Raw genomic sequence first — 11497 nt, 5'->3', positions numbered from 1 at the left:
CGCCGACTTAAAACCAGCCAACGTAATTTTGACCTCCGAAGGCCATGTAAAGCTTTTGGATTTTGGTGTGTCGAAAACTCACCAGATCAAACAGGATCAGTATGCAGCAAAACGTAAAACAGAAGATCTAGAAACGCTGGGCTACACGCCTAACTACGCCTCACTCAACCTGCTCTCAGGAAAAGAACCAAACATAAGCGATGATATGTTCGCCTTATGTTGTATTACGTATGAATTGTTGAGTTGTAAGCATCCATATTCAAGAACACCAGTTAATGAAGCACTAAAGAAAAATATTAAGGTCTCTAAACCAGCAAATATGCCAATAGCGAAGTGGCCGATTTTCTCGAAGATTTTTTCAACTGGCACAATTCCAGCTGATTTTAATGCAAAGACAGTTAAGCGTCGTTTGAACAAGCAGCATTGGCCCTTGGCCACTGGTGTCGCAGCCAGCTTGTTGTTTGTGGCAGGTCTTGGATTAGTCTACAACCAACAGCAAGTTGCCATTTCCGATCTAGAAGCAAAGCTTAGTCAACAAAACGAAGTTATCCAAAATGCAGAGCTGCTATTAAGTACCTCGCCAGAGCATAGCCGCTCTTTAATCGATGGTGACGCTTCCCTTCACCCTCTAATTAAAGCTGGGTTGCTCCGTCTACATAAGCCCTATTTACTCGGTCAATTTGAATCAGAAATAGACGATGTACTCAATTCCGATGCGACTAGCTATCCGAATTACGATGAGATTGAGGCTATTTTACAAAAGGCCAAAGGCTACTACCCGGACTCACATAAAATCGAAGTTCTTGCATTAGACATTCAATCAAGCAAGCACTCTACTCTACTTTCTATTGCTCGTCAGATTAACAGTCATTTGGAGAAATCACGTTACGATAAGGAAGAAGATACCAAGTCTATCTATGAGCTAAAAGAAGAGCTAAACCAGATCCATCAGGACTACCCTTTCGTACCGACCTCACTTTCTAGTGACGTGTTTGGTAAACACTTAAGTGACGCGTTGAAAGATCGTGATGCGGCGGCATTAGTAACATTGATAAAGGTTGGCAACACGTTCTTTACCAATAGCGATGAACATAAAGCTAACTTAGAAATAAGCAATGCGATGAAAGATGCGGTGCTCGAAATGAAGCTCTATGAAACGGCAATAGATTCGAGTAATCCGTTACCTTTCCCTATCGATGCCGCTCGTATCTTGTATCAAGACGAGTTTGATGGCCTGTACTATCGCCTAAAGCAAGCAAGAACCACTGTACATTTGGATAAGTTAGTTAAAGACGTCGATAAATTCTCTGAAAACTTCCCTGTTGGATTCCAAGATATCAATGACCTACGCTTCCAAACAGCGGACAAGTATCTACAATTCTCCGACATTCTGTTGAATAAGAGAAAGACCACCAGCGCTAGACGAGCAATGAAGAAAGCGAACGATTTGATGAAACAAATTGAGCAAGATTCCAAGCAAAGTTAACGAATTTTGTCTCATTTAAGGGGCTTCTAAGCCCCATTCCTCAAAAACGCCTTGCCTTTATGCACTCAGATGACTAGCTTATTAGTGTAGCTGTAGTAAGGAAGATAGACTTTGGCCGAGGGGAGAGTCGCCGTTGGTGATATCAATATCCTGGTCGTTGATGACTGTTCTACATCATCACTGCTAGTGAAACACCAACTCATTGCATTAGGCGCAAAAGCTTCTAACATCACTTGCGTGACTAACACGCAAGCGGCCTTGCTCGCCGCAAAAACTCGCTTTTATTCCTTCTTAGTGATTGATTACCATCTTGCAGAAAAATATACAGGTTTGGATCTCGTTCACCTCCTGAGCAGAGCACAACTGATTTCAGACACAACCGCTGTGCTTATGATTTCTAGCGATGCCACAAAAGAGACAGTTCTCACAGCACTTTCTAGCTCTGGGCGGGTTCGTCACCTGCTAACAAAACCCCTTCAAACAAAAGCACTTTACACGAAAATGCTCCAAGCACTGCAAGAACAACAGCACATTGCCGCTGTAACAACAAGACTGCTGGCTTCACAACCTCTCTTACTATCTGATGTCATCTTGCTTCACAAGACCCACGCGTCCAGTATTTGTGTTGAATCTCTGATTATCGATACTTTAGTTGAAAGACGTGACTACACACTACTTGAGGATTATTTACCTCTCTGCAGTCAGAAAGAGCATGCAAGTAAAGTATGTGCGACCGCGTTTTTGTTGCATCATCAAGGCCACATATCTGAAGCAGTCAAAGTTCTGGCTGATTATGTAACTCGGAATCCGCTCTGCTTGGCTGCCATTGACAGTTTGATCGGTCTTTATGAAAGCTTGGGGCAACAACGACATGCGCTCTGTTTGGCAAAAAGAGCTTTTTCGCTCACGCCAAGTAATGGTTCTCGTTTTCTCTCAGCATCCCGAATTACTGCCAAGTTGGGCCTGTTTGAAGATCTCTATGAGCTAGGCCGTACCTATGCAGCCCATTTATCACAAACCGATGCCCAATGGCTTAATGTCCTTTCTTCTTACGTTGATTTAGTCAGCGACCATTTTAAAACGCTTACTCATATTCATACCAAGAGGAAAGTGCTTGTTCAACTGAATGAACTCTGTTTACTCACGCAAAAGCAGTTGGGTAAAGAGCAGCAAGTCAGTCTATTAGCTTTTAAGCAGCTCATGCAGTGCAAGCTACTTCTCGTCGAGTCTCGCGCGGCAGAAGCGCACCTAAAATTGCTAGAGTCATTGAGTTACTTTTACGATATTCCAACACAAATGCCGATAGCATTATTGAAACAAGCCCTTCCGCTATTAGCATTTTTTGGTGAGTTTTCTATCAGACGCAGCTTGCTCGGAGTCATCAATCAATCGTGTTCATCAGTCCGACTTCAAGAGTGCAATATCGTACCACACGAATACGACTATCCATTTTCAGTAGAGACAAAACTGAACGCTCTGGCAGCGCCGGACCAACAATACCATTCTAATTCGGAGTCGGTGGTTAACTTCCTAAAACAAAGGGCATTGCCACCAAATTGGTCGCGATGGTTAAGCGATTATCTCTCTGGTTCTTTTTCTAGCCAGATACCCGAACCGTTTAGCTATCACATAACCGATAGAGAGTGAAAATGATCAACTTCGAATTGCTCAATCAATACATGGACAATGACGTAGACATCATCATTGCTGTCTTTTCAACGTACTTGGAGGATTACTCTGATGCGACAGCACAACTAAATGAAATGTTCGTACAACAAAATTGGCCAGAGCTGTATCTGATGGCACACAGCTTGAAAGGCATTCTAGAAGGCTTTGGAGAAGATATCGCAGTTGTTGCGCTGGAGAAGATAGAAACAAATACAAGAAACAATACTGCACCAGAATGCGAAGATATAACTATAGTTAATAACGAGCTGGTGACAATTAAAAAGCAGATTTTCGCTTACTTAGAAAACTTAAAATAAAACACCTTAAGGCTTAGAACGGGGAAATTATGAACATGGACAACAACCATTTCAAGGAGTTGATTGAGTCGCTCAAGGACTTAACTCCTACTCAAAAGCGATATTTGATCAGCAGAACCAAGATGTCCTTGGACGACGAGAGCGGGATGCTAAATCCGCAAGACTTGTTGACCAGAGAAGAACTAGAAGCGCTTCTGTCATCGGCTTCCACCACCGATCACAAATAAAGAAAGCTAATTCGTCATGGACGAAAACTAAGAACCAGGTAAAGTGACAGAACTTTGCTTGGTTGTTAGGCGTCCCTCCCTTTTAATCAATACAAACGTGTTTTTTCGACCACTTCTCAATACCTGAAAACTGTCAACTAGATTACTTATTAACATTAATCCTCTTCCTGACGACATCCAGCTGTCTTCATCAAACAAGCTTGGTGCTTTTATTTCTTTATTCGTATGCTCTTGGAAAACCGATTTTTTAATAGGACGACCGTAATCAGAAATACGCATTTCGATGTGAGTAGACTTAGAGTCAGATAAGATTGCACATTCGAGCTCAATCGGCTCGCCTTCCTGCTCATCGTAGGAGTGTATAAAGGCATTGTTCATCACCTCAACGACGCACAATTCGAGGTGTTGGACATCACTTATCAATACCTGATGTTGAAAGAGAAACTCGGCAAGCTGCTTACTCGCCTCACGGGAAGATTTTAGTGAGCTAAGAAACGTTTTTTTAAACTCGTAATCAGTCATCCTCACCCTCACATGTCGACGTGTTTGGACCAGACCATTGAAGTTGTAAAAGCGTCAAATCGTCGTCTAGCTCTTCCTTCACTTGCCAACGTTTAATACTTTCGACGACAGAAGACACCTGTGCTTCAAATGGAAGTCCAGAAACGCTCTGTACGTTCGCGATTAAACGATTTACAGAGAAAAGCTCATTGTCGTACCGCGCTTCAACCACGCCATCAGAAAAACACCAAATCGAGTCGTTTGGTTCTAACGTAATTTCCCCGCCCTTGTATTGCATTGGTGCTAACGCGCCTACTATAAAATTCTCATCACCAACCATATCAATGGTTGCTTCTGATTGATGTCGCCATAAGAACTTAGGGTGACCGGCGGTACAGTACCTCAGTTTGCCTGTTTGAGTATTCAAAACTGCGTAAACGATTGTGAAGTACAATTGGCTGTCAGGTGTTTGTTGATATCGAAGGTTGAGCCTCTCCACCACCACATTCGGCTCCGAAACAACATATTCGCCCTCGACAAGATCTGTCGTTACCGACTCAGGCCCACAGCTTCGAGATAACGTTTTTTGAATGGAAAACGACATCAGAGCAGAAGAGACTCCGTGCCCAGAAACATCGAATACATAAAACGCCACATGCTGCTCATCAAGCGCAGCATAACCGAGCATATCCCCACCAAGCTGAGAACAAGGAAGATAGGAATAACTTAATTTTGTCGCTCCGATTTGCTGCTCTACCGGTAAAAGCTGCCTCATGAGATCACCAGCAGATTCTAGATCTTGTCGAATCGTTTGGTAAGCGACGTCTAATTCTTGATTTCTCGTGAGTAACATATTGTGCAAATCGAGAGTACGAAACCCTGCTCGTATGCGTGCTTGAAGCTCTTCTACCGATGTTTTTTTATCTACGAAATCATCCGCGCCAGCGTCAATGCCTTTAACAATCGAGCCCTGATCATTGCGTGAAGAAAGCAGGACAAAAAAGATATACCGCTCAAACGCCGCAGATTTGAGTAGACGACACAAATCAATACCACTGAGCCCAGGCATCATCAGGTCACTGAGAACAAACTGAATATCTTTTCGGTGCGTCAGGACTTCAAGTGCAGACTCACCGTCCTCCACCGCGACAACTTCGTACCCTTGCTTTTGCAATGCGGAGGTCATGTAAAGCAATACCGTTTTGCTATCGTCGACCAATAAGATTGGTTTCATTTCTCTCCTTAACACTGGTAGCGATTAACGAAGAACTCTGTTTATTGACTGCTCATCTCTAAAACGACTGTAGTCTTCGGCTAAAAGTTGATGTTGATAACGGGTGTAAGACAATGCTTCGTTTGAAATGACGATCTGATTTTCTTTTTCGATAAGCTGCCCGCGCAATTGCTCTATTTGATCACTTTGCTGCGTATAGTTCAGGTACATCGCAACTAAACCAAAAATAGAAACAACGAGCGAAGCAAACAGTACGTTGTTGATGGTTTTGATTTGAAGATTCATAACCTCTCCTTGTCTCTTGCCAGACATCTCTAAATGAAAAGAACGTCTACAGACTAAGAGCACTCTGCTCTAAAACGCATTGAAGCCTATTGAGGTTGTTGTATATAAAAATAATTATAGGAGATGAGTAAAAAAAGAAGAGAAAACTTGAAGTATTTGAATACCTTTTTGTCATTGGCGTTCAATACGCAGCGAGAGAGAAAACGCTCGCTGCGAAAAAATTAGCTTTGGAATGCGTCTCGGGCAGACACTTGTTCAAACCAGCGAGCGATGTTTGGGTACTTCTCGAAGACTTCAATACTCAAACCATTCACCGCAAAACCAATGAAAATATAACCGGTAATATCGACAACGGAAAACTGGTCTGTCGCGATGTATTCACTCTCTGACAAACGTTTATCTAAGGTTGGCAAAAACTCGAGGACGCGAGACTTGGATTCTTCACCCCACGCCGCCACACAATTTTCACGATCTTGATAAATCGCCGTAATGTTGCGAAACGCTTGGAATGCCGCATAAAGGCCTTGGAACTCGACGACACGGTGCCACATTTCCACCTGTGCTCGTTCTAATTGATTTGCGCCAAACAGAGCTAAGTCATTTTCAAACGCTTCATCGAGATAGCGGCAAATAGCCACGCTTTCACAGATCGTTGTGCCACCGTCTAGCTCCAGTAATGGCACTTTGCCATTCACGCTTTTTTGCTTGAAAGATTCAGATAGATTATCACCCTCACGCACGTTCAACGCGACACGCTCAACCTCTCCACCAATTTCCTTTAAAAAAATGCTAACTCGCTTACAACTTGGAGTCATTGCTGTTTCATAGAGCTTCATTTTGTATCCTTTTTCTTTTTCTAACCGATTGGTTAGGATATACTGTAGCCAGTTTATAAACGATCAGTCAAGAACTTCATTTCCAAAAAGTTGTTCAATAAGTTTAGGAGTGGTTTGAGAAAAACCGCTCAGGTAGGTACGCATATGGCAAGAAAAGCCAACTTCGATCGAGAAGAAAAACTCTTAGTCGCTATGGACGTTTTTTGGCGCAAAGGTTTTGCTAATACATCCATTTCTGATCTCACTGACGAGTTGAATATCAACCGCTTTAGCCTTTACAACACCTATGGTGATAAGCAGCAGCTTTACTACGAAGCACTGGATGCTTATCTAAAAAAAGTCTCGTTGCCCTCACTCACCGACTTAGAGAAAGACGGCGCATCCCTGCCAGAACTTGAGTCTTTCCTTAAGTCCTTTGCAGAGCTGCAACGCAAGCGAAGTTGTGGTTGTTTTATCCAAAATGCGCTTGTGGAGCACGCTGGCGAAGACGATGACGTACTGCGCAAAGGGCATTTTTTGTTTGACCATCTTATCGACATCATTGCAGATGCGCTGACTAATGCGCAAAAAGAAACCTTAGTGCCGAAAACGTTGAAACCAGAAGAACTCGCCCGTTTTGTTCTCAACAACATGCAAGGCATGCGCGTACTTGGCAAAGCCAAACGTTATGCCGATTTGGATACGGCGCTTTCCTGCTTGCTGGTTTTGATTAGGAAGTAATATGTCGATTGAAGTAATAGCAGTACGTCTTACCAAAGGCATGGACTTAAAGCTGAGCCTAGCGAAATTGGTCGAGAAGCACGGTATCAAAGCGGGTTCGATTGCTTCATGCGTTGGCTGTATCTCTCAGCTCAACCTTCGTTTGGCAGGTGCAGAGAGTACGTTAACCAAACAAAATCCATTTGAAATCGTCTCTATGATGGGAACCCTCACGGCTGAACATCAGCACGTTCATATCTCGGTGTCTGATCGTGAAGGACGAGTTTGGGGTGGGCATTTGCTAGAAGGCACAGTGATTGATACTACCGCAGAATTGATCATCCATTCTTACTCAGAACTTGAGTTCACTAGAGCGATGGACGACTCGACTGGCTATACCGAACTACAAGTGAATCCTTCCAAATAGTAAAAGCTCCAGAGCCTTACCGTGTGGTCTCTGGAGCTTTATTCGCTTGTCTCTTACGCTAAGAATTCACTTATGCCAAGCCAAGTTGCAATATTCGGGAATCATTCCTTAGCTAAGTAGCAGACCTGATTATCGTCGACCGTTACTCGCCACGTTTTTAGACAGTGCGCCTCGTCTTCCAAACACTGCCCGCTCTTTAAGCTGAAATGCTGTTTGTACAGTGGTGACGCAACACACATCTCACCATCGATATCACCGACAATCCCTCGACTCATCACATAAGCCTTACCAATTGGGTCCCAATCCTGAACAGCGTAAACACCGCTATCAGGAATGTAGAATAACGCGACATGCTCGCCTTCAATCAATACAGTAGCACCGATAAACGGCATTAGGTCATCAAGCTGACACAATTTCACTTTGGTTAAAGCTGCCATTTACACCTCCTGTTTCACGGGAATACGCTGACCGCGCACACGCTGATACGGTAAGACTTTGCTGCCCGACGTGCTGTTCAAGAAAGGACGGAAGCGTTGCAGTTTTTGAGGATTATCCAGCGTACTCTTCCACTCACATTGATAGGTATCTATGACTCGCGCCATTTGCTCATCCAATGAATCACATAGGTTGAGAGAGTCATCCAAAATCACTTGTTTAAGGTAATCTAAGCCCCCTTCCATGTTATCCATCCACACCGACGTGCGCTGCAAGCGATCAGCGGTGCTGACGTAGAACATCAATACTCGGTCAATCATGGTGATCAACTCTGATTTGGATAAGTCAGATGCAAACAAATCAGCGTGTCGTGGTCTCATGCCGCCATTACCACACACATATAAGTTCCAGCCGTTTTCAGTGGCGATCACCCCAATGTCTTTACTTTGCGCTTCTGCACACTCGCGAGTGCAGCCCGATACGGCAAACTTAAGCTTATGGGGCGCTCGCAATCCTTTGTAGCGGTTCTCTAACTCAATGGCTAATCCAACCGAATCATCAACACCATAACGACACCAAGTAGAACCCACACACGATTTCACGGTGCGCACCGATTTACCGTAGGCATGCCCTGTTTCAAAACCGGCATCAATCAAGGTTTGCCAGATTTCAGGAAGCTGCTCTAACTGCGCACCAAATAAATCCACGCGCTGACCGCCAGTGATCTTGGTGTACAGATCGTATTGCTGAGCAACTTCGCCTAACACGATAAGTTTGTCTGGTGTGATTTCGCCGCCTGGCACACGAGGCACAATCGAGTAAGAGCCATCTTTTTGCAGGTTCGCCATAAAGGCATCGTTGGAATCTTGCAGAGATTGATGCTGTGGCTCCATGATGTGTTCATTCCACAAAGAAGCAAACACAGATGCCGCTGTCGGCTTACAGATATCACACCCATGCCCTTTGCCATGCAGTGCAATTAAGGTGTCGAAGTCTTTGATTTGTTCCACTTGGCAAATATGGAACATCTCTTGGCGACTGAGCTCAAAGTGCTCACAAAGGTGGTTGTTAACCTCTACCCCCATGGCTGCCAGTTGAGTATCCAATACCGACTTCACCATATTGCTACAGCCACCACAGCCAGTACCGGCTTTGGTGTTGGCTTTAAGGTACGTCAGGTTGGTAGTGCCAGCTTGAATCTCGGCAACTAAGTCGCCTTTTGTGACGTTGTGACAAGAACAGATAATGGCGCTGTCTGGCATCTCTCCATCAAGCATTCCAGTATCAAACAGCAGGTTCGCCGCGTGGTCTGGCAGGACCGTTTTGTTCAAATAACAGTGTAAGAGCGCATCGTAATCGCTGTTGTCACCAACGAGAATCGCACCAAGCAATTGAGTGCCACTCGCATCAACCACCAGCTTTTTGTAGATGCCTGCAACCGCATCTTGCAATACCATTTCTTGTGCGCCTTCGGTTTGCATTTGTGCATCGCCGATAGACGCCACATCTACCCCAAGCAGCTTAAGTTTGGTGCTCATGTCTGCACCTTTAAAACCATCGCTCGGCATCCCAGTCAAGACATCGGCAGTGGTTCTCGCCATGGTGTAACCGGGTGCGACTAAGCCAAAGATCTTCTGCTCCCAAAGGGCACATTCACCAATCGCGTATATGTTCTCATCGCTGCTTTGGCATTGGTTGTTAATCACAATTCCGCCTCGCTCGCCTATTTCTAGCTCTGCCAGCCTTGCTAATTCATCTTGAGGGCGAATACCTGCGGAAAAGACAATCACATCCACTTCGAGAGGATCTTTGTCTTTAAACACCATGCGATGCTTAGCCGTTTCACCATCGCAGATTCGTTCCGTACCCGTTGAGGTGTGAACGGTTAGCCCTAGCGCTTCAATCTTCTCTTTCAGCACTAAGCCGGCACCATCATCTAACTGTACGGGCATCAGGCGGGGTGCAAATTCAATAACGTGAGTTTCTAACCCCAATAGTTTGAGTGCGTTTGCCGCTTCTAAACCCAACAAGCCACCACCAATCACTGCGCCTGTTCTTGCGCCTTCACATGCCTTCTTGATTTGTGAAAGGTCATCAAGCGTGCGGTAGACAAACACGTTGTCTCGGTCTTTACCTTCAATTGGAGGCACAAACGGGTACGAACCGGTCGCGAGCACGAGTTGGTCGTAACCCAGCACATCTTCACCATCAAGCAGAATGCGCTTTTGCTCTCTGTCGATGCCTGTTACTTGACTGCCAAGTACCAGTTGGATGCCATGCATGTCGTACCATTCTTGGTTACTCAGCATTAAATCATCATGAGACTTACCCGCGAACAAAGAGGACAACTGTACACGGTCATACGCGATAAAACGCTCTGCACCAATCACGGTAATTCGGTGCTCCAAATGCGCATTTTTCTGCACTAATTGCTCGACGAGGTGTTGCCCGACCATACCGTTGCCTACCACAACGATGTGGCTCAATGCGTTCTTTACTGGGATCGTTAAAGGACTGTTCATCGCTGCCTCCTTATGCCGTTTGCGCTGCGGTTTTGGGTTTGTCTTCTTTCGAAACAGGAATCTCGACTTTGGATTGCTTCTCGTAAAGGAACTTCAGCACCGCTTGTCGACACTTCTGATACTGCGCATCATCTGCCAGTGCAACACGCTCACGAGGGCGAGGTAGATTCACTTCTAACACTTCACCAATAGTTGCAGCCGGTCCGTTGGTCATCATCACGATTTTGTCGGATAGCAGCACCGCTTCATCCACGTCATGGGTGATCATGATGACGGTGTTGTTCAGCTCGGCTTGAATCTTCATCAGTGCATCCTGCAAATGCGCACGAGTTAGCGCATCCAACGCACCAAATGGCTCATCCATCAGCAAAACTTTTGGTTGAAGTGCCAGTGCTCTCGCAATGCCAACTCGCTGCTTCATACCACCCGAGATTTCATCCGGCTTTTTGTGCGCGGCATGCTGCATTTGAATCAACTCCAAATAGTGATTCACTTGTTCCTGAATCCACGCTTTACCCTCTTTGTCGGCAATTTGTTTTATTGCGAGTTCAACGTTTTGATACACAGTGAGCCAAGGCAATAATGAATGGTTTTGGAACACCACCGCACGGTCGGGTCCCGGCCCTGCCACCTCTCGTCCATCGACGATCACGCCGCCGTCTGTTGGCATGTACAGCCCTGCGACTAAGTTCAAAACCGTTGATTTACCACAGCCAGAGTGACCAATCAGGGATACAAACTCACCTTTATTGATTTGTAAATCGACGTTCTTAAGCGCGATGAATTCGCCATCTGGCGTTGGGAATCGCATCCCTAAACGCGTTAGATCTAATAATGCTTTTTCCATGAATTTTCCCTAT

General features: G+C 45.0%; 13 protein-coding genes. 6 read left to right on the top strand and 7 right to left on the bottom strand.

The genetic code is table 11. The annotated features are described in order from the left end of the window. The 4 genes from DYB02_RS25535 to DYB02_RS25805 form a co-directional block, all read left to right on the top strand. A partial coding sequence (locus DYB02_RS25535; protein WP_115224164.1) for a protein kinase domain-containing protein occupies nucleotides 1-1486 on the top strand: 1486 nt, incomplete at its 5' end. Nucleotides 1487-1597: 111 nt separating this feature from the next. Next, nucleotides 1598-3133, top strand: coding sequence for a response regulator (locus tag DYB02_RS25530; protein ID WP_029804147.1), 1536 nt, complete (start codon nucleotides 1598-1600; stop codon nucleotides 3131-3133). A gap of 2 nt (nucleotides 3134-3135) precedes the next feature. Further along, the gene (locus tag DYB02_RS25525) at nucleotides 3136-3471 is read left to right on the top strand and encodes a hypothetical protein (protein WP_029804148.1); all 336 of its coding nucleotides are present in this window, start codon (nucleotides 3136-3138) and stop codon (nucleotides 3469-3471) included. 35 nt (nucleotides 3472-3506) lie between these two features. Next, nucleotides 3507-3698, top strand: coding sequence for a hypothetical protein (locus tag DYB02_RS25805; RefSeq protein WP_005499054.1), 192 nt, complete (start codon nucleotides 3507-3509; stop codon nucleotides 3696-3698). A 27-nt stretch (nucleotides 3699-3725) separates the two neighbouring features. Here DYB02_RS25805 and DYB02_RS25515 read toward each other — a convergent pair whose 3' ends face one another. The 4 genes from DYB02_RS25515 to DYB02_RS25500 all read right to left on the bottom strand — a co-directional run bounded on the left by DYB02_RS25515 (nucleotide 3726) and on the right by DYB02_RS25500 (nucleotide 6554). After that, complete coding sequence (locus DYB02_RS25515) at nucleotides 3726-4220, bottom strand: ATP-binding protein (RefSeq protein ID WP_029804149.1); 495 nt, start codon at nucleotides 4218-4220, stop codon at nucleotides 3726-3728. After that, entirely contained in the window at nucleotides 4213-5433 is a 1221-nt protein-coding gene (locus DYB02_RS25510) for a PP2C family protein-serine/threonine phosphatase (protein WP_029804151.1), read from the bottom strand. The genes DYB02_RS25515 and DYB02_RS25510 overlap by 8 nt, the downstream gene beginning before the upstream one ends. A 24-nt stretch (nucleotides 5434-5457) precedes the next feature. Then, a complete protein-coding gene (locus tag DYB02_RS25505) occupies nucleotides 5458-5718 on the bottom strand; it encodes a hypothetical protein (RefSeq protein ID WP_015313320.1) in 261 nt (86 codons plus the stop codon). Between the two features lie 221 nt (nucleotides 5719-5939). After that, entirely contained in the window at nucleotides 5940-6554 is a 615-nt protein-coding gene (locus DYB02_RS25500) for a glutathione S-transferase (RefSeq protein ID WP_025504518.1), read from the bottom strand. A gap of 144 nt (nucleotides 6555-6698) precedes the next feature. Between DYB02_RS25500 and DYB02_RS25495 the strand changes: the two genes are divergently transcribed. Next, nucleotides 6699-7274, top strand: a complete 576-nt coding sequence (locus DYB02_RS25495; RefSeq protein WP_005463775.1) for a TetR/AcrR family transcriptional regulator — start codon at nucleotides 6699-6701, stop codon at nucleotides 7272-7274. A gap of 1 nt (nucleotide 7275) precedes the next feature. Continuing rightward, nucleotides 7276-7680: a PPC domain-containing DNA-binding protein gene (locus tag DYB02_RS25490; RefSeq protein ID WP_029804153.1), complete on the top strand. Its 405-nt coding sequence runs from the start codon at nucleotides 7276-7278 to the stop codon at nucleotides 7678-7680. Between the two features lie 101 nt (nucleotides 7681-7781). Here the strand turns inward: DYB02_RS25490 and nirD are convergent, their stop codons facing one another. Genes nirD through DYB02_RS25475 form a run of 3 tightly spaced genes read right to left on the bottom strand, consistent with a single transcriptional unit; the run spans nucleotide 7782 to nucleotide 11484 of the window. Then, nucleotides 7782-8117: a nitrite reductase small subunit NirD gene (nirD, locus tag DYB02_RS25485; RefSeq protein WP_025500164.1), complete on the bottom strand. Its 336-nt coding sequence runs from the start codon at nucleotides 8115-8117 to the stop codon at nucleotides 7782-7784. Continuing rightward, entirely contained in the window at nucleotides 8118-10637 is a 2520-nt protein-coding gene (gene nirB / locus DYB02_RS25480) for a nitrite reductase large subunit NirB (RefSeq protein ID WP_029804154.1), read from the bottom strand. It lies immediately after the preceding gene. A 10-nt stretch (nucleotides 10638-10647) separates the two neighbouring features. Then, the gene (locus DYB02_RS25475; protein ID WP_029804157.1) at nucleotides 10648-11484 is read right to left on the bottom strand and encodes an ABC transporter ATP-binding protein; all 837 of its coding nucleotides are present in this window, start codon (nucleotides 11482-11484) and stop codon (nucleotides 10648-10650) included. Nucleotides 11485-11497 lie beyond the last annotated feature (13 nt).

Origin of the sequence: Vibrio parahaemolyticus, assembly GCF_900460535.1 — a bacterium.
Lineage (GTDB): Bacteria > Pseudomonadota > Gammaproteobacteria > Enterobacterales > Vibrionaceae > Vibrio > Vibrio parahaemolyticus.
This window is presented reverse-complemented; position numbering and strand designations above follow the sequence as displayed.

Excerpts from the sequence above, each read along its gene's own strand:
- DYB02_RS25525 (WP_029804148.1), top strand. The coding sequence starts at position 3,136 with ATGATCAACTTCGAATTGCTCAATCAATACATGGACAATGACGTAGAC.
- DYB02_RS25805 (WP_005499054.1), top strand. The coding sequence starts at position 3,507 with ATGGACAACAACCATTTCAAGGAGTTGATTGAGTCGCTCAAGGACTTA.
- DYB02_RS25515 (WP_029804149.1), bottom strand. The coding sequence starts at position 4,220 with ATGACTGATTACGAGTTTAAAAAAACGTTTCTTAGCTCACTAAAATCT.
- DYB02_RS25510 (WP_029804151.1), bottom strand. The coding sequence starts at position 5,433 with ATGAAACCAATCTTATTGGTCGACGATAGCAAAACGGTATTGCTTTAC.
- DYB02_RS25505 (WP_015313320.1), bottom strand. The coding sequence starts at position 5,718 with ATGAATCTTCAAATCAAAACCATCAACAACGTACTGTTTGCTTCGCTC.
- DYB02_RS25500 (WP_025504518.1), bottom strand. The coding sequence starts at position 6,554 with ATGAAGCTCTATGAAACAGCAATGACTCCAAGTTGTAAGCGAGTTAGC.
- DYB02_RS25495 (WP_005463775.1), top strand. The coding sequence starts at position 6,699 with ATGGCAAGAAAAGCCAACTTCGATCGAGAAGAAAAACTCTTAGTCGCT.
- DYB02_RS25490 (WP_029804153.1), top strand. The coding sequence starts at position 7,276 with ATGTCGATTGAAGTAATAGCAGTACGTCTTACCAAAGGCATGGACTTA.
- nirD (WP_025500164.1), bottom strand. The coding sequence starts at position 8,117 with ATGGCAGCTTTAACCAAAGTGAAATTGTGTCAGCTTGATGACCTAATG.
- nirB (WP_029804154.1), bottom strand. The coding sequence starts at position 10,637 with ATGAACAGTCCTTTAACGATCCCAGTAAAGAACGCATTGAGCCACATC.
- DYB02_RS25475 (WP_029804157.1), bottom strand. The coding sequence starts at position 11,484 with ATGGAAAAAGCATTATTAGATCTAACGCGTTTAGGGATGCGATTCCCA.